Raw genomic sequence first — 18578 nt, forward strand, 5'->3', positions numbered from 1 at the left:
TTATACGATACTTCCTACCCGAGTTGTTCTATTTCGCAGAGCAATTACAATTATTCAATATCGACGCGATCGATACGTTGTAAGCCTCGCGGTAATAATGTCCCTTTACGGCCTCTCTCTGCTTTAAATTTCTGTAACTCTTCGCTACGCAGTTTCAGTTTACGTTTACCGACATAGAGTGTAACGCTACTCTGCTCGTTCAATAAAAGCAGCCATAACAGCTTATCTTTCCCCGCCGCGAAATCGGCGCTTGGAATGGAAATAATTTTATTTCCCTTTCCTTTCGATAATTGTGGAAGGTCGTTGACGGAGAACATCAACATCCGCCCCGCTTCGGTAATCACTAGCAGCTGATCCTTGGCAGGATCAATCACTTGTGGCGTCATGACTTTGGCTTGATCGGGTAATGTCAGCAAGGCTTTACCCGACTTAGTGCGCGACTGTAAATCTGCAAAAGTACAGATAAAGCCGTAACCTGCATCAGATGCCATGAGTAACTGCGTTTCGTCCGGTTCCATTAGCACCTGTTGCACAGTTGCCCCAGGTGGTGGTGTAATTTTACCGGTAATCGGTTCGCCCTGTCCGCGTGCTGAAGGGAGCGTACTCGGATCTAAGGTATAACTACGGCCAGTCGAATCAATCACGCTGACCGGTTGATTGCTTTTACCTTTAGCCGAAGCTAAGTAGCTATCGCCAGCCTTATAACTTAGGCTGGTTGGATCGATATCGTGGCCACGCGCAGCGCGTATCCATCCCATCTGTGAGAGAACAATGGTCACTGGCTCAGAAGGCACTAAGTCTGATTCGCTGATCGCTTTAGCTTCACTACGCTCTTGCAGCGGTGAGCGACGATCATCACCATAGAGTTTGGCATCCGCTTGCAACTCTTTCTTCAGCAACGTATTCATTTTACGTTCTGACGCTAATAGTGCTTGTAACTCATCACGCTCTTTTTCAAGCTCTTGCTGCTCACCGCGAATCTTCATCTCTTCCAGACGAGCAAGGTGACGTAATTTCAATTCGAGGATAGCTTCTGCCTGTGTCTCACTCAGTCCAAACCGTGCGATCAAAGCGGGCTTCGGTGTCTCCTCATTACGGATTATTTCGATTACTTCTTCGATATTCAAGAATGCGACAAGCAGGCCTTCTAAGATATGTAATCGATTTAATACTTTTTCCAAGCGATAAGATAAGCGACGACGGACCGTATCGCGTCGATACGTTAGCCACTCACTCAAAATCTCGCGAAGATTTTTGACGGCTGGCCGATTATCCAAGCCAATCATATTCAGGTTTACGCGATAGCTTTTTTCTAAATCGGTGGTGGCAAAGAGGTGATTCATCAAGGCTTCGCTGTCAACACGATTGGAACGCGGCACGATCACAATACGTGTTGGACTTTGATGGTCAGACTCATCACGAAGATCCTCGACCATCGGCAGCTTCTTATTACGCATCTGCGTCGCAATTTGCTCCAATACCTTGGAGCCAGAGGCTTGGTGAGGTAACGCAGTAACTACGATCTCCCCCTCCTCCAATTGCCAGACGGCGCGCTGGCGGATACTGCCACGTCCGGTTTCGTAAATTTTACGAATCTCTTTGCGCGGTGTAATGATTTCAGCTTCGGTCGGAAAATCCGGACCTTGAACAATATCAAGGAGCGCTTCGAGAGATGTCTCGGGTTTATCAATCAGCGCAATGGTCGCTTGAGCCACTTCGCGCAAGTTATGCGGCGGAATATCGGTGGCCATGCCCACTGCGATACCGGTAGTACCATTTAGCAAGATATTCGGTAAACGCGCAGGCAGCATTTTTGGCTGTTCAAGCGTGCCATCAAAGTTTGGAATAAAATCGACTGTGCCCTGCCCTAATTCAGCTAGCAAGGTTTGAGCATACTTGGAGAGTCGCGACTCGGTGTAACGCATCGCAGCAAAGGACTTCGGATCATCCGGGGCGCCCCAGTTACCTTGGCCATCAATCAGTGGATAGCGATAGGAAAAAGGTTGCGCCATCAGTACCATGGCTTCGTAGCAGGCACTATCACCGTGGGGGTGATACTTACCGAGTACATCACCGACAGTCCGCGCCGATTTTTTAAATTTTGCGCTGGCATTGAGACCCAATTCTGACATCGCATAAATGATACGACGCTGTACCGGTTTAAGACCGTCTCCAATATAAGGCAATGCGCGATCCATAATGACATACATCGAATAATTGAGATAAGAATTCTCAGTAAATTCGTGTAGTGCGCGGCGCTCAACACCGTCCTGCGTGATTACACTCATGAATTATTCCTCACTTCACTCCCGGGATACCTATTTCTGGCGGGATTATTTGCCCGCGATAGTACCTTATTAGACATCGTTAGTCACAATAACTCTGATTTTTGCTCTGTGCAGCTACCGCATAGAGCGTTAATTATCTGCCTGTAAATCGTGGATAATTCTTGAGGACATATTCCCAAATTTGACATGGAGAAGACCAATGAGCCATATCCACATTATTGATGGCGGGACGACCTTCGCCCATTCGCAAGGTGAACTCAACCATACCTTGGCTAACACCGCGCAAGAGACACTGGAAGCCTTGGGTCACAAGGTGACAAAAGTATGTGTAACCGATGACTACGATATTGAACAAGAGATTGAACAGTTCGTCGCGGCCAATAGCCTTATCCTGCAGATGCCAGGCTGGTGGATGGGTGAGCCTTGGACCGTGAAAAAATATATCGACGAAGTCTTTACTTTCGGACATGGCCGCCTTTATACCAATGATGGGCGCAGCCGTGCCGATAGCGAAAAGCATTATGGTTCAGGTGGTCTGCTGCAGGGTAAGAAATACCTGCTTTCATTGACCTGGAACGCACCGCTGCAAGCATTTACCGATAAAGAACAGTTCTTCGAAGGTGTCGGCGTCGATGGAGTTTACCTGCATACGCACAAAGCCTTTCAATTTTTGGGCATGACCGCGCACCCTACCTTTATCTGTAACGATGTGATTAAACGCCCTGACGTCCCAACCTATCTTCGCGACTATAAAAAACACCTAGCCGATACTTTCGGCCAGGTGTAATCCAGCAGGAGATTAGAGCTCAATCTCGACCTGATCTCCTTGCTCCTGTAACCAATTCCGGCGATCTTCCGAACGCTTCTTCGCCAGCAGCATATCCATAACGCGCAGGGTTTCCGCCTCATCTTCCTCACTGATTGTCAGCTGTACCAAGCGACGCGTATTCGGATCAAGCGTGGTTTCACGAAGTTGTGAAGGGTTCATCTCACCTAACCCTTTAAAACGCTGTACGCTAATTTTTCCGCGCTTACGACTGAGCTTATCAATGATCATTTCTTTTTCGTCATCATCCAGCGCATAGTGTACTTCTTTACCTAAATCGATACGGTATAGCGGCGGCATGGCAACATAGACGTGGCCGTTACGCACTAAATTGCGGAAATGCTTAACGAACAGTGCGCATAACAATGTGGCGATATGTAATCCATCGGAGTCAGCATCTGCCAAAATACAGATTTTACCGTAACGTAGCTGGCTTAAATCCTCGCTATCGGGGTCAATACCGATTGCGACCGAGATATCATGCACTTCTTGAGATCCTAACACTTCATCGGAGGAGACCTCCCAAGTATTAAGGATTTTCCCTTTGAGCGGCATGATGGCTTGGAATTCACGTTCGCGAGCTTGTTTTGCGGATCCCCCTGCGGAATCGCCCTCAACCAGAAACAGTTCGGTCCGGGATAAATCCTGCGCCGTACAGTCGGCTAACTTCCCAGGCAGCGCTGGGCCACTTGTGAGCTTTTTACGCACCACTTTTTTTGCTGCACGCAGGCGTCGCTGGGCGCTAGCAATCGCTAATTCTGCCAGTTGCTCGGCAATCTGTACGTTCTGGTTTAACCATAAACTGAATGCATCTTTCACAACGTTAGCAACAAAACCTGCAGATTGGCGCGAAGACAAACGCTCTTTAGTTTGCCCAGCAAATTGAGGATCCTGCATTTTAACTGACAGCACGTAGGCGCAGCGATCCCAGATATCCTCTGCGGAAAGTTTCACTCCGCGCGGCAGAATATTCCGGTACTCACAGAAGTTACGCATCGCATCCAACAGCCCTTGGCGCAACCCATTAACGTGAGTTCCCCCTTGCATAGTCGGGATCAAATTGACATAACTTTCAGTGAGTAGCTCCCCCCCTTCAGGTAGCCAGAGTAGCGCCCAGTCAACCGCTTCCGTCTCACCAGAAAACGAACCAACAAAAGGTTCTTCAGGTAACACTGGCAAGCCATTAACCGCTTCGCGTAAATAGTCGGTAAGACCGTCCTGATAGCACCAGCGTTGTTCGCTGTCGTTGACCTTATCTTTAAAAACAATCTCAACACCGGGACAGAGTACGGCTTTCGCTTTTAACAGATGGCTCAAACGGCTGACGGAAAATTTTGGCGTATCGAAAAAATGACTATCAGGCCAGAAATGCACGCGTGTCCCTGTGTTACGACGGCCAACGGTACCGGTGACAGTCAGGTCTTGTACCTTATCGCCATTTTCGAAGGCCATATCGTACACTTCGCCACCACGCTTAACCGTGACTTCTACACGCGTAGAAAGGGCGTTAACGACTGAAATTCCTACACCGTGTAACCCACCGGAGAACTGATAGTTTTTATTGGAGAATTTTCCCCCGGCATGCAGACGGCAAAGAATCAGTTCTACTGCTGGCACGCCCTCTTCGGGGTGGATATCAACAGGCATTCCTCGCCCATCATCGATCACTTCCAGTGATTGATCGGCATGAAGAATGACCTCAACACGCTTAGCATGTCCCGCTAACGCTTCATCGATACTGTTATCGATCACTTCTTGCGCTAAGTGATTCGGACGAACGGTATCGGTATACATACCGGGCCGACGTCGTACTGGCTCAAGTCCGGTGAGAACTTCGATATCGGCAGCATTATAACTTGATTGAGTCATTATCTTCTTTCGTTTATACAATGTGAGTGGTTAACAAGGCGTTAAACCAAGAAATTCGATTATTGATGGAAAGTGACGCTCGACAGAGATAAAAGCATGGTTTCCCCCCTGTTCAATCGTTTGACGGCATGCTGAGTAGTAAGCAACGGCTTGAGTATAATCTAACACCTCATCGCCGGTTTGTTGCAGCAACCAGAGCAATTTAGGCTCAACTAACGGGGTCACTTCAAGCGTCTTTAAATCGTTTATGTGGCGTGACTCTAACACATATTTTTGCCCAGTGTATGGATTCTGGTTATCGCCTAAAAAATTCAATAATAACTCAAAGGGCCTGACTGCTGGGTTGATCACCACCGCAGGAACACCATAACGTTGTGATAACCATGTCGCATAATACCCGCCCAAGGAAGACCCTACGATTCCGATCGGACGCTGTTCACACTGCGCAAATAGCGCGTCTAAAAACGTTGCGATACCCTCAGGCGTTGCCGGAAGATCTGGAACCTTCAATGCGATGGTTGGCGCATTTTCTGCCAACCACTTGGCTAATAATGCTGCTTTTTCAGAGCGAGGCGAGCTATTAAAGCCATGGAGATAAAGCAAGGTTGGCATATTAATACCCTTCAGAATGAAAATCGGGCTGAAACTGTGCATCGATAAGACGTTGAACTTCTGTCACTATCTCCCCGTTCGGGCGTAACTCTAGCCAGCGCCAGCCTGGAGACTGATTATCAATAGTAAAACCGGTACATTGCGGGCGAAACTGCACGCAGGTTGAGGGCGTAGATAATACTCGTCGCCCCTGCCAGAGGTCATCCATCTCTTGGTGGATGTGGCCGCATACCACCGTCTTGGCGAGGGGATAATCTTGTAAAACCTCGGCTAATTCATGCGAATTGCGCAGGCTATGAGTATCCAACCATGTACAACCTGAAGGAATAGGATGATGATGCAGCAAAATAACGCTATGGCGCTGTGGATGCCGAGCCAATGCTTCGCTTAGCCATTGCAGCTGATAGTCACTGAGTAAGCCATGGGGAACACCATGCACCTGGCTATCGAGTAAGAGAAGCTGCCACTGATCGCCCAGCAGCACCGATTTTTGCTCACAGATGCCTTCACTTGCCAAGGTTTTGACCATCGCTGGCTGAAAATCGTGATTACCCGGTAGCCATACACAGGGCTTCTGTAATCGACGAATACCTTTCGCAAAAGCATGATAAGCCTCTGGGCTATGATCCTGAGCGAGGTCACCCGTGGCAATAACCAAATCGAACGGACGCTGTTCAGCGATGACCGCGTCTATGACCGCTTGATAGCTTTGCCAAGTATTTACCCCCAATAGACTCTCTTGTGCAGTTTTAAAGAGATGCATATCAGTGAGTTGTAGGAGCCGAATACTCCGGTTATCAGCGATCTCTGGCACTAAAGAATTCACTAAAACTCACCTTATGTCCATGTTGAAATCACTATTGTCTCACATCTCAGGCAATGGCGTCGCCATCACACCTTGCACCAAACAATAACGTAGCCATTCAGAAAGAAACTGATTAATTTGATGTTTTTCATCACGTTGATGCAGTTTCCGATTAGGGTAATCATAGCGTGCTTTGAAGCGATAGATCTGTTGTGTCGAACACACTTCTGCAACCATCGCATCATGGTATAACCGCACCGACATTGAGGGTAATTGCCAATAACTCACAACCGGTGCGACTTGTTTAATCAGTACTCGCGTGGTGTAACGAGTAGACTCCTCGATCACCACTTGATAATGGATGCCATTTACTTGGTAGGTCAAGGCGGCTCCCTCCACCTCTTCTCTTGGGATCAATCTCCGTAACTGCGCATAGTTAGTTTCATTTAAGCGCATCATTTCTGGAAAATTGGGGGTGTATTGCTGTTTCATGGAGATAACCACTCATTACGTATTTGCTCATGATGCAGGGCAAGCCATTGGAGGGCGATAATAGAGGCTGCATTATCGATAATTCCCGACTCGACCCACTGATAAGCGAGTTCACGACTCACTACTCTGACCAGAATGTCCTCGTCCTCACTCGCTAACCCATGATTTCCTTCTGCCTTGGTCGCGTCGACTTCACCGATAAATATCGCTAGCCTCTCACTGCTACCACCCGGGCTGGATAAATAACTGAGCACAGGTTGAGTTCGTCCGACCTCGATACCCGCCTCTTCTTGTGCTTCACGGCGCGCCACCTCCTCATCCGACTCTCCCTCCTCGCAAATCCCTGCGACTAATTCAATTAGCCAAGGAGTTTTCTTAGCATCTAATGCAGGGATACGAATTTGTTCAATTAATACAACTTCATCACGAACGGGGTCATAGGGGAGTAAAACGACGGCTTTTCCACGCTGAAATACTTCACGCACGACAGGCTCACTCATGCCTCCAGCGTAAAGACGATGGCGAAAGCGATATTTAGTGATTGAAAAGAATCCCTTATACATGGGTTCTTGGTGCAAAATTTCAACATCTTCGCGTGTAAATTGGGTGGGAGATTTTGGCTTTTTGCACATATAATAGACCTCGGATGTAGAGTTATTCCCAAGTCCTAGGACGATTTTTACTAGAAAACTGGGCTATTAAGTCAATATTTTACGCTAACGCGCCAAGTAAGGCACGTTCAGCCAACTTATTTCATTCTGTCTGTCTGGTACAATTCGACATATTTTTTTACCTGACAACTTTATTTTTGCAATTTCGCTGCAACACAAAGGAACGCAAATGAAAAAATTGCTCCCCGTACTCGTTGGTCTGAGCTTAGCTGGCTTCAGTCAATTAGGCCACGCTGAAAACTTATTACAAGTTTATCAACAAGCACGTGATACTAATCCTGATTTACGTAGTGCAGCGGCAGATCGTGATGCTGCGTTTGAAAAAATCAATGAATCTCGTAGTCCATTACTTCCACAGCTGGGATTGGGCGGCGACTATAGTTTTAATAGTGGTTCTAGGGATTATAGTGGTATACGGTCCAATACGTGGTCTGGTTCACTTCAATTAACGCAAATTATCTTCGATATGTCTAAATGGCGTGCGTTGACTCTGCAAGAGAAAACTGCAGGGATCCAAGATGTCACTTACCAAGTTGCGCAACAAGATCTTATCTTAAACACCGCGACCGCCTACTTTAATGTCCTCAATGCGATTGATACGCTCTCTTATGTTGAAGCACAGAAACAATCGATCTACCGCGAACTTGATCAAACCACTCAACGTTTCAACGTTGGACTAGTAGCCATTACCGATGTACAAAATGCGCGGGCGCAATACGATAGCGTATTAGCGAGTGAAGTGACGGCACGGAATGATATTGATAATAAGATGGAAGCGTTACGTCAGGTAACGGGAAATAGCTACTTCTCGCTCTCTTCACTTGATATTGGCCGTTTCAAAACGGAGAAACCTCAGCCTATCGATACCTTATTAAACAAAGCTGAAAACCATAATTTATCGTTGCTGTCAGCTCGCCTATCGAAAGATTTAGCACGTGAGCAAATTCGCCTTTATGAAACAGGGCATATGCCAACGTTAAGCTTGAATGCCTCAACAGGGCTCAATAATACCAAGTACCACGGCTATCGTGCTCATACCTCTACGACTACAGATGATTATATTCAAGGTAGCAACCAAGTAGGTGTCAGCTTATCTATTCCTCTCTATTCAGGTGGTTCAGTAACCTCGCAGGTGAAGCAAGCTGAGTATAGCTTCGTAAGCTCTAGCGAGAAATTAGAAAGCGCCCACCGTTCTGCCGTACAAACGGTTCGTTCGTCATTTAACAACGTTAATGCATCCATCAGTAGTATCGATGCTTACCGCCAAGCCGTTGTCTCCGCACAAAGCTCATTGGATGCGATGGAAGCCGGTTATCAAGTTGGTACCCGTACGATTGTTGATGTGTTAGATGCGACCACGACGCTGTACAACGCTAAGCAACAACTTTCCGATGCCCGCTATGGTTATCTGATTAATCAAATCAATATCAAATATGCGTTAGGTACGCTTAACGAGCAAGATATTATCGCGTTAAACAGTAGCTTAGGAAAAGAAGTCCCAACCTCTCCTCAAGCCGTTGCACCGGATAATCCAGCACAAGATAACCGCGCCGATGGTGTAGCGCCGGTACAGACGCAACAAGCATCATTACACTCAACAGCTCCGGTTACTCATTCATCTACTTCTGTAACCAGTACGCCTCGTACAGGTAATCCATTTCGCGGATAATTAGATGATAACGTTGGCAAAGTCTTCAGGATTTGCCAACGTTAGTGTGGACTTTTACTGCACTAAAACACTTGTCATACTAATACTGCCCATATCCATTCCACTTACCGGTACCGTTATTTGCTCATCCGCACGGGCTGCGCCCAAGATATACAGCAAAGGGAGAAAGTGTTCAGGAGTCGGATTCGCCTGAAGTGCATCCGGTAACTGCATAAAGTCGATTAACGGATGATGGCAGTCATCTGTTTGTGAAGTTAACGCCTCTTGCACCCGTTGATCAAAATTTTCCGCCCAAGGATAGATATCTCCCTCTCTTCCCCAACGCGCCATCGCTAAATTATGTACAATATTCCCACTCGCCAGCAATAATACGCCTTCTTCGCGTAGCGGTGATAACTGTTGACCCAGCTGGTAGTGCTGCCCTGGGATTAACGCTGCATTTAAACTTAATTGCACCACAGGGATATCGGCATCAGGGTACATTTTGACTAATACCCCCCAACTGCCATGATCTAACCCCCATTGATGGTCCAATTTTACATTCACTCCTGCAAGCTGTTGCTTAACCTTTTCCGCTAATTGTGGATCACCCGCCGCCGGGTACTGCACATCGAATAATGCTTGAGGAAACTGGCCAAAATCGTGGATCGTTCTGGGGTGACTCATCGCTGTCACTGCTGTTCCTCTAGTCATCCAATGCGCAGAAATTACCAAGATGGCTTTAGGCCGGGGCAATTGTTCCCCAAGTTGACGCCACACTTCTGTATAGCGGTTTTCTTGAATGGCATGCATGGGATTGCCATGGCCAAGGAAGAGTGCTGGCATGCGTTGCATCATGATAAACCCCATATATTGTCGAATTGGCGTTAAGGATACGCTGCTCAACAGAAAACACACTTAGCGCAAGGCGATGATCATTTTCAAAAAAATTGAATATCAACTCTTACGTGGCGATGCAGTAACTCTTTTACTCACTCAAGATTGGTTTAGAATAGTTTTAACGCCATATTTGAGTCCTTTATTGCAAAAGACCCCGTGTAAAAGAGTAAAAAGGGAGTATAAACAGATTAAATTTTAAGAGATTGAAAAATATGAAAGATTAGATAAACGCTTTTATAGAAATTCCCCCTGAGTTCTCAGAAAAAATTTTTCAGTCACATGACGTTTAAAATTTACCTTTTAATTTTTCATTTTTTTATAATCGTAATGGTTTTAGCCGATGGCGGGCTCGACTACTTACTCGAACCGATAACCTATCACACTTCGTGACAAGCTATTTTACTGCGTTAACGCATTTCTAAACTGATAGCGGATATTCGCGTAATGGTGTTATCGCGGATTGTGAAGAAGCCTACTGCCACCAACTTACGTTTTATGGTTCAAGCAATAGGCTTACCCTGTATTCTATGTGCTTAGACCGCTTTTTGTTGGTCGTGCTGTTGGCGCCATGCCACTAAATCATCAATAGTCACGACTGGCATATTATGCTGCTTAGCAAACACAATTGCTTCTGGTGCACGCGCCATGGTGCCATCATCATTGGTGAGCTCGCACAGTACGCCTACTGGCGCATATCCCGCAAGCCTAACCAAATCAATAGTCGCTTCAGTGTGGCCACCACGAGTGAGTACGCCGCCTTCACGCGCACGCAAAGGGAAGACGTGACCTGGTCGGTTAAGATCGCCTGGTACAGCGTTATCGGCAATAGCGGCACGCACGGTGGTTAAGCGGTCAGCCGCAGAAACGCCTGTGGTTACCCCTTGAGCCGCTTCGATGGTGACGGTAAATCCGGTACCGTAGGCACTCGAATTATTTTCTACCATCATCGGTAGCGCCAATTGCTCACGACGTTGCTCAGTGATGCACAGGCAGACGATGCCGCTACCGTGGCGGATAGTCAGCGCCATCTGCTCCACGGTCATACTTTGTGCGGCGAAGATCATATCGGCTTCATTTTCGCGATCTTCATGATCCAAAACCATAACACCTCGGTTTTCACGAAGTGCCTGCAAGGCCGACTCTACACGCTGTTCTGGCGTGCCGAATTCAGATAAAAGTGTGTTCTGATTCATGGTAAAAAATCCTATATATATTAATAAAATTACCAGAATCAGGGCATAGGAGTGACGTCGATAGACGTAGTAATACAGCAGAGATCGCAGTGATCGGAACAGTATCTTTTACCCTCTCCCGTCCGGACTATAACCGTCGGCCCCGGATTTACACCGGATCTGCTGACCTTTAGCAAACTCGCTAAAGCGCTCGCGGGCTTTCAGAAAACTGATTTACCGCCGGTGGGGAATTGCGCCCCGCCCTGAGAATAAGCTTCTTCACTATATCGGCAAAATAATCAATACGCAATCGAGCACTCAGCCCCAAATTGGCTTTTCGTGTGCTGAAAATTAGGTTTCGCCTTAGCGCATTAGCGATTACACTTAAGTGACCTAAAGCCTGCACGCCAGAATTCTCAGAGTAACTCCGGCGTTAACCTCGGGAAATAATTATGATTGACGCAAAAAAAATTGAACAAATCGCACGCCAAGTTCAAGACTCCTTACCTCAGGGAATTCGTAATCTTGGTGATGATGTCGAAAAGAAAATTCGCCAAGTGCTTCAAGCTCAGCTCAGCCGTATGGAGTTGGTCAATCGCGATGAGTTTGATGTACAAACTCAAGTTTTAGTGCGGACAAGAGAGAAGTTGGCTTTGTTAGAAAAGCGCCTTGATGCACTTGAGGGCAAACACGCTGCGGGTAGCGAACCGCAAGAAGTCAGCCCAGCTGATGTGTCCAGCGAAACCCCCATCGTACCGGATGTAAAGCACGACTAATTACCTTGACGTCGCCAATTTAAGGCGACGTCGTATTATCGGCTAATGACGATTTATCTTGTTGATAATATTGGTAGTCGATAAGCCTTCTTCGAAATTTAGAATCCGGACTTCACCGCCATTGGCAATAACCTCTTCGCCACCAGCCACCTCTTCTGGGCGATAATCTCCACCTTTCACCAGTAAGTCAGGTAACAATTCAGCAATCAAGCGTTGCGGTGTCTCTTCCTCAAATGGAATCACCCAATCGACCGCCCCTAATGCTCCCAACACCATCATACGGTTTTCAAGTTTATTTATAGGACGAGTGGGTCCTTTCAGTCGAGCCGTCGAAGCATCACTATTCACCGCGACAATCAATCGGTCACCCAACTTACGGGCATGGGTTAAGTAGGAGACATGGCCGGCATGCAGAATGTCGAAACAACCATTAGTCATCACAATTTTCTCACCACGCTTGCGTGCGGCATCCAAGGCTTTTTGAAGGGCTGATTGATCCATAATTCCGAAACCGTCTTCGGGGCGAGCATGTAAGGCATTTTCCAGTTCGATCGGCGTAACCGTCGAGGTCCCCAGTTTTCCAACCACAATCCCTGCTGCCGTATTCGCGAGGAAACTCGCCTCTTCTACTGTACAGCCATTGGCTAATGAGGCCGCTAACACGCCGATAACGGTATCGCCCGCTCCGGTGACATCAAACACTTCCTGTGCTTGGGTAGGAAGATGAAGTGGCGCCTTATTCGGTTGTAATAGCGTCATACCTTGCTCAGAGCGTGTGACCAACAGAGCACTTAGCTGACAACTCTCTAACAGTGCCATGCCTTTTTCGACTAGCTGTTGCTCGCTATGGCATTTTCCAACCACCGCTTCAAATTCTGACAGGTTTGGGGTTAATAACGTTGCTCCGCGGTAACGGGTAAAATCGTTACCCTTAGGATCGATCAGGACAGGGATCCCCGCCTCTCTCGCTTGCGTAATCAGCGGCTGAATATCCGCTAACGCCCCTTTAGCGTAGTCAGATAAGACCACCGCGCCAACATTATCGAGGGCAAGCGGCATGCGCTCGGCAATTTTCTTACTTTGTTGCAGGTCGAATGGCTCTTCAAAATCCAAGCGAATAAGTTGCTGGTTACGGGAGAGTACCCGCAATTTAGTAATGGTTGGATGGGTCGAGAGTGCCACAAATTGGCAATCGACGCCCACTTGCGTCAATGCCGTATTAAGCTGTTCAGCCGCCTCGTCTTCACCGGTTAAACCGATGATCCGTGACGCTGCGCCTAGTGAAGCAACATTCATTGCAACGTTGGCTGCGCCACCAGGACGCTGTTCCACTTCATCAACTTTGACGACAGGGACTGGGGCTTCCGGGGAAATCCGTTGTGTTGGTCCGTACCAATAGCGATCAAGCATTACATCGCCAATCACCAATACTCCTGCACGATTAAATTCAGGCAGTGAAACCTTCATGCCAGCAACTCCAAGCTCGATTTGTTTAACATTTTCCGCCTATCATACCACAGCCCAATCAGAATGGCGGTGCTCACTGTCACGCCCTACGCTTCCGGCTCTAACCACTGCTGCCAAGCCGATCGCGTCACCGCACGCTGTGGCATAAATGCCTGCGCATCCACCACGCCATCATCGCCCTGCAGCGCTAGATGATGTAGCGTGTCGCGCAGGGTGATGTAAGCTTGAGTGAGGGCCTCAGCACTCTGTTCAGTTAATATCCCCTGCTGAGCTAACATTTCGATGATCCGCACATTATCCGACCAGCGCGTTAGGTCTGGGAACTCCGCGGCAAACCTCAGAACCCAATACTGTGCGAGAAATTCAATATCGATAATTCCGCCTTGGTCGGCTTTGATATCCCATTTTGGCAGATGTTTATTGCCTAAATGCTTAAGCATTTTTTCACGCATCTCCGCCACTTCAGTCGTAAGCTGGCCAACCTCTCTGGGACGACAGAGGATGCTTTGTCTGATTTGCGCAAATTTCTGTTGTAATCCTTGATCGCCAAAAACCGTACGAGCCCGAACTAAGGCTTGGTGTTCCCAGGTCCAGGCTTCCTGGCGTTGATAGTCGGCAAACGCGTCAAAGGTGGTGACCAGCATACCGGCAGCGCCAGAGGGCCGTAATCGCGCATCAACGTCGTAAAGAATACCGGAGGCGGTTCGCGTACTAAAAAGATGGATAATTCTTTGTGCCATCTTCAAATAGAATTGCCGTCCTTCAATACTTCGTTCGCCAGTGGTAACCGTCTCTGCAGGACAATCGTGTAAAAAGACCAAGTCTAAATCAGAGCGGTAGCCTAACTCCCAGCCGCCTAGCTTACCGTAGCCGACAACGGCAAAACCTGGCCCTTGATCAGCAGTAAGATGATTGGGGCGACCATAGCGCTGAACCATTAATTGCCAAGCCTGCCAGACCACAACGTCCAATAACGCTTCGGCCAGCCAAGTTAAGTGGTCACTCACCTTCATTACCGGTAAAGTGCCGGCAATATCTGCCGCGGCAATGCGTAGTTGTTGAGTGAGCTTGAATTGCCGTAAGGCTTCGACCTGCTGCTCCTCATCCTCTTGCGGGATTCGCAAGAGGTATTCACGCAGCTCCTCTCGATAACTGTTATTAGGTGCCGGTTGATAGAGCGTTTGCGGATCTAACAGCTCATCGAGCAGTAAGGGGTGACGGGCAAGTTCGGTCGCGACCATCGGCGATGCCGCGCACAGTCTGACAAGATGTTTTAAGGCACCGGGATATTGAATAAATAACTCAAGATAGGTGCTGCGACTGGCAACGCTGAGTAGCACTTCGGTTAATCGAGAGAAGGTCGCGGCGGCGTCCGCACGAGGCGCAACCTCGGCGAGAATCACCGGCATTAACTGGTCTAGCGCTTGACGCCCTCTTGGCCCCACTGTCTTGCGACCAATATCGTGTTGGAAATGTTGGAGCGAAGTTAATAATTGCTGTTGCTGCTCAGCCGTCAGCTGAGGCGTCACTTCTTGTAGTTCTTCAAGATCTGGAGCGTCTAACCACCAATGGTGGGAGCAATGCTCTGGGGGATGTTCGGTACCAGTCTCTTCTTCACCGATCAGTTCCACGAAAATGGCGTGAATACCCTGCATCACTTGGTCGAGGGTCGAGACCAATAATGACCATTGTTCCATCCCCATCGCCCAAGCAAGGCGCTGACGATTAAGCTCGTCTTCAGGCAATGTCTGTGTTTGTTGATCACCAATACTTTGCAGGAGGTTTTCGAGACGTCGTAAGAAAAGGTAACCAGAATGCAGTACTTGGGCTTGTTGTTTAGGCAGTAACTCTAGACTTTCAATTGATTGCAACGCGGTTAAAAACGATCGCGTTTGTAAAGACCGCTCTCTGCCCCCTCTAATCAGCTGGAAGACTTGTACAATAAATTCACACTCACGGATGCCTCCAGCGCCGAGTTTGATATTATTTTTTAGCCCACGGCGCCTGACCTCCCGATGAATCTTACCTTTCATCGTCCGCAGTGATTGAATTGCGCTGAAATCGATATAGCGGCGGTAGATAAATGGCCGAAGCAGTCGCTGAAGTTCCTCACTGTAAGGAGGCTGTTCTGTCCCCATTAGGCGTGCCTTCAGCATCGCATAGCGTTCCCATTCACGTCCTTGCTCTTGATAATAATCTTCGAGGGCAGCAAAACTTAGCACTAAAGGGCCGCTGTCGCCAAAGGGCCGCAAGCGCATATCGACGCGGTACACGAATCCATCAATCGTCGGTTGGTCGAGCAACTTAATTAGCCGTTGCCCCATACGCATAAAAAATTGGGCATTATCCAGCTGGCGCCGTCCGCCTACCGTGTGGCCGTTTTCAGGCCAAGCGAAGATAAGGTCAATATCCGAAGAGAAATTGAGTTCGCCTCCTCCCAATTTTCCCATTCCTAAAATCAATAAAGGTTGCGTCTCTCCCTGCGCGTTGGTCGGTGTCCCCATCTCCTGACAACATTGCTGCCAGCACCAATCCCGTGCGGATGCAATCAGTAACTCGGCTAAATGGCTCAATTGCTGCAAGGTTTGCACGGTGGTAGCCAGGTTGAGCGTCTGCATCCATGCAATACGTACCAACATTTCACGACGAAATAATCTTAATCGGCGCATGACCTGTGCTTCAGTTTCAGCCGGTACTAACTGCTGCGCTAGCCACTGCTGGTACTGTTGCCACTCATCGGCGCATGGAGGCTGGTCGACCAAACGCTGTTGCCACTCAGGATGTTGCTGCAGGTTATCCGCCACAAAATCGCTAAAGGCGAGTACAGCCAATAACGGATCGTCTGGGAAAGTCTCATCCTGTACACGATGTTCCGCTTGCTGAAGTAAGGCTAACGGGAGTGGCAACATAATTTTCTCTCTTAGTGATTAAGTGAGTCTTTCGCGGTATTACTCGTCAACCAAAATGGCGATAATGGCCGCGATGGAAGGGGTAAGCGGAGCACCTCTTGACCGCCAGAGATCAGATGTTGTCTGGCGAGTAGCCACGGCGCTAACCAATCATCGACTTGCGCTAATGGATAGGCACTGCTTAATAAGCCTATCGCAATCGTTAATTTATCGAGCCTTAATAAGGTGGTACTGGCTTGATTGGGGATAAGTGTTTCTGCTGCAAGATCATGTAATTCTGCGGCACAACGGCTTAACATCACATCACAAAATCGTTTAAATGAGCTTTCTAACCGTTTGAGTTGTCGGGCATTAATGGATTGACGCCATTGCTGTTCAACAATCAGCTCAGTCAGCTTAAGCTGGGCAATGACCCAATCTGTGGAAAAGCAAAGCGCTGAAGCTTCCGGTTTTTTCTGCTGTAACGCCTGATCCAGTGTGAGTAATTGTTGACGGATTTCACTGCTTACTGAGCGTGGGATAAGCCCACCGAAGAGCGAGAAGGTTTCACGAATCGCCAGTAGCGTTTGTAAGAGTAACGTTGGCATCTGTTTATCGCCTGCAATCCAGTGCGATTCCAGTAGCTGCCAGCGACCGACCAAGCCACTGAGCAAGGCTGTGAGCCCCTGTTCGCAGCTTGCTTTAGGTTTAACGCTCAGCTGTGTCAGAGGTTCTACCGTGGGTAAACCACTTCCCTGTGCTAATCCATAACCTCGTGCGGCTTTACTTTGCCATCCTAGACGCACTCCACCGTTGTTCACCAATTCGTTGGCTAAGGCAAAAATATCGGCACGCTTACCCTGTAGCAGCTCAAGCTCCAGTTCTAATAAAGGTGCACTCTGATCTCCTGCGCTGACAGATCCTTGGTCCATGGCGACTTCGATCTCACTCTCGCCATAGGTGATGACCCACTTTTCTCGGGTAAAATCAGTACTAAAAAGGGGGGTGAGACGCTGTTGGAGTGCCGCAAGATCGGTGCCCTCTGGCCAGACATCCTCGGGTAATAGGCGAATATCGAGTTGGCTGTCCTTCAGCGTAACATTATATTCCGGTCGTTGATGTAACCCACCGATCTCTTGACCCGCAGTTTTTAACGTCATCTCAAAATGACCATCCTTCCCTCTGACGCGTAATCCCATGTCCCAACGACGTAATTGGTTATCTGCCGTCTCATAATAATGGTTAGCGAGTAGTGTCGGCGACACGTGACGATGCGGATAGCGCGTCAGCTGCTGGGTGACGACATCAATTTGATTAGGGTCGAGAAGAAACTTTAGTTCGATTTCAATGGTCATAGTTATCCTGTTACTGCTCTTTTGGTGCGAGATCATTCACTGTTATTGCCATGCAGGGTAATCCACTAAAGACGTGCTGTCTCTGATTTGTTAGGATCCTGCCGTGGGGAGAACAGGAAATTTCTCATTTATAACACAACTTGACGCCTACAGACTGTGGCGACACTTACTATTAGAACTGTCATCCAATGAAAAAAATAATTTTTGCAGGTTGCTTACTGCTTACACTCGGCCAATCGGTCACACTCGCTCACGCAGAAACTACCCGATATATCTCGGATGACCTTTCTACGTGGGTTCGCAGCGGTCCAGGGAATCAATACCGCTTAGTCGGACAAGTAAATGCAGGGGAAGCGGTCACCCTACTTAGCACCAACCCGGAGACGCATTATGCGCAGATCCGCGATCAACAAGGCCGCACAACATGGATCCCCGAAGCTCAACTGAGTGATAACCCAAGCTTTAAAGTTCGCGTTCCCCAATTAGAACAACAGGTTAAAACACTTAGCGATAAACTAGCGAATATCGATAATAGCTGGAATCAGCGCACAGCAGAAATGCAACAAAAAGTGGCCGGCAGCGACGGTGCTATTAACCAATTGAAAGATGAAAACCAGCGCTTAAAAAATGCATTAATTGTCGCACAGAAAAAAGTCGATGCCGCGAACGTACAGCTTGACGATAAGCAACGCGCAATTATCATGCAGTGGTTCTTGTACGGTGGCGGTGTATTGGGAGTCGGCTTAATCTTCGGTCTCTTTTTACCCCACATGATCCCTCGTCGTAAAAATAAAAATCTTTGGATGTAA

Annotated in this window: 15 protein-coding genes and 1 riboswitch; of the genes, 4 read left to right on the forward strand and 11 right to left on the reverse strand. The window is 48.0% G+C overall.

Going from position 1 to position 18578, the window contains the following annotated elements; translation table 11 throughout:
- Window positions 1–50: 50 nt before the first annotated feature.
- Entirely contained in the window at window positions 51–2288 is a 2238-nt protein-coding gene (gene parC / locus MKR94_RS05825) for a DNA topoisomerase IV subunit A (RefSeq protein ID WP_241646073.1), read from the reverse strand.
- Between the two features lie 199 nt (window positions 2289–2487).
- On the opposite strand from parC, the gene MKR94_RS05830 reads away from it, so the two are divergent.
- Window positions 2488–3075 (forward strand): NAD(P)H-dependent oxidoreductase, encoded by a 588-nt coding sequence (locus tag MKR94_RS05830; protein WP_241646074.1) that lies wholly within the window; start codon window positions 2488–2490, stop codon window positions 3073–3075.
- Between the two features lie 12 nt (window positions 3076–3087).
- Here the strand turns inward: MKR94_RS05830 and parE are convergent, their stop codons facing one another.
- From parE to nudF, 5 genes are read right to left on the reverse strand one after another with little or no spacing between them, the layout of a single operon-like run.
- Window positions 3088–4983, reverse strand: coding sequence for a DNA topoisomerase IV subunit B (gene parE / locus MKR94_RS05835; protein WP_241646076.1), 1896 nt, complete (start codon window positions 4981–4983; stop codon window positions 3088–3090).
- A 30-nt stretch (window positions 4984–5013) separates the two neighbouring features.
- Entirely contained in the window at window positions 5014–5595 is a 582-nt protein-coding gene (gene yqiA / locus MKR94_RS05840; protein WP_241646077.1) for an esterase YqiA, read from the reverse strand.
- A 1-nt stretch (window position 5596) separates the two neighbouring features.
- Window positions 5597–6421, reverse strand: coding sequence for a 3',5'-cyclic-AMP phosphodiesterase (gene cpdA, locus MKR94_RS05845; protein WP_241646079.1), 825 nt, complete (start codon window positions 6419–6421; stop codon window positions 5597–5599).
- Window positions 6422–6460: 39 nt separating this feature from the next.
- Window positions 6461–6892, reverse strand: coding sequence for a DUF1249 family protein (locus tag MKR94_RS05850; RefSeq protein ID WP_048912710.1), 432 nt, complete (start codon window positions 6890–6892; stop codon window positions 6461–6463).
- Entirely contained in the window at window positions 6889–7524 is a 636-nt protein-coding gene (gene nudF / locus MKR94_RS05855; RefSeq protein WP_241646081.1) for an ADP-ribose diphosphatase, read from the reverse strand. The genes MKR94_RS05850 and nudF overlap by 4 nt, the downstream gene beginning before the upstream one ends.
- A 208-nt stretch (window positions 7525–7732) precedes the next feature.
- Here nudF and tolC point away from each other — a divergent pair, with 208 nt between their 5' ends.
- Complete coding sequence (tolC, locus tag MKR94_RS05860) at window positions 7733–9232, forward strand: outer membrane channel protein TolC (protein ID WP_241646083.1); 1500 nt, start codon at window positions 7733–7735, stop codon at window positions 9230–9232.
- Window positions 9233–9286: 54 nt separating this feature from the next.
- On the opposite strand, the gene ygiD is transcribed toward tolC, so the two are convergent.
- Window positions 9287–10069, reverse strand: coding sequence for a 4,5-DOPA-extradiol-dioxygenase (gene ygiD / locus MKR94_RS05865; protein ID WP_422047506.1), 783 nt, complete (start codon window positions 10067–10069; stop codon window positions 9287–9289).
- A 575-nt stretch (window positions 10070–10644) separates the two neighbouring features.
- Window positions 10645–11304, reverse strand: coding sequence for a 3,4-dihydroxy-2-butanone-4-phosphate synthase (gene ribB / locus MKR94_RS05870; protein WP_241640360.1), 660 nt, complete (start codon window positions 11302–11304; stop codon window positions 10645–10647).
- Between the two features lie 106 nt (window positions 11305–11410).
- Window positions 11411–11558: riboswitch (FMN riboswitch) on the reverse strand.
- Between the two features lie 177 nt (window positions 11559–11735).
- On the opposite strand from ribB, the gene ubiK reads away from it, so the two are divergent.
- Entirely contained in the window at window positions 11736–12059 is a 324-nt protein-coding gene (ubiK, locus tag MKR94_RS05875; protein WP_241646085.1) for a ubiquinone biosynthesis accessory factor UbiK, read from the forward strand.
- A gap of 42 nt (window positions 12060–12101) precedes the next feature.
- Here the strand turns inward: ubiK and hldE are convergent, their stop codons facing one another.
- From hldE to MKR94_RS05890, 3 genes are all read right to left on the reverse strand, one after another.
- Complete coding sequence (hldE, locus tag MKR94_RS05880) at window positions 12102–13526, reverse strand: bifunctional D-glycero-beta-D-manno-heptose-7-phosphate kinase/D-glycero-beta-D-manno-heptose 1-phosphate adenylyltransferase HldE (protein WP_241646086.1); 1425 nt, start codon at window positions 13524–13526, stop codon at window positions 12102–12104.
- 86 nt (window positions 13527–13612) lie between these two features.
- A complete protein-coding gene (gene glnE, locus MKR94_RS05885) occupies window positions 13613–16435 on the reverse strand; it encodes a bifunctional [glutamate--ammonia ligase]-adenylyl-L-tyrosine phosphorylase/[glutamate--ammonia-ligase] adenylyltransferase (protein WP_241646088.1) in 2823 nt (940 codons plus the stop codon).
- Between the two features lie 11 nt (window positions 16436–16446).
- Entirely contained in the window at window positions 16447–17769 is a 1323-nt protein-coding gene (locus MKR94_RS05890) for a CYTH domain-containing protein (RefSeq protein ID WP_241646090.1), read from the reverse strand.
- Between the two features lie 188 nt (window positions 17770–17957).
- Here MKR94_RS05890 and MKR94_RS05895 point away from each other — a divergent pair, with 188 nt between their 5' ends.
- The gene (locus tag MKR94_RS05895; RefSeq protein ID WP_241646092.1) at window positions 17958–18578 is read left to right on the forward strand and encodes a TIGR04211 family SH3 domain-containing protein; all 621 of its coding nucleotides are present in this window, start codon (window positions 17958–17960) and stop codon (window positions 18576–18578) included.

This window comes from Rosenbergiella metrosideri (genome assembly GCF_022602565.1).
Lineage (GTDB): Bacteria > Pseudomonadota > Gammaproteobacteria > Enterobacterales > Enterobacteriaceae > Rosenbergiella > Rosenbergiella metrosideri.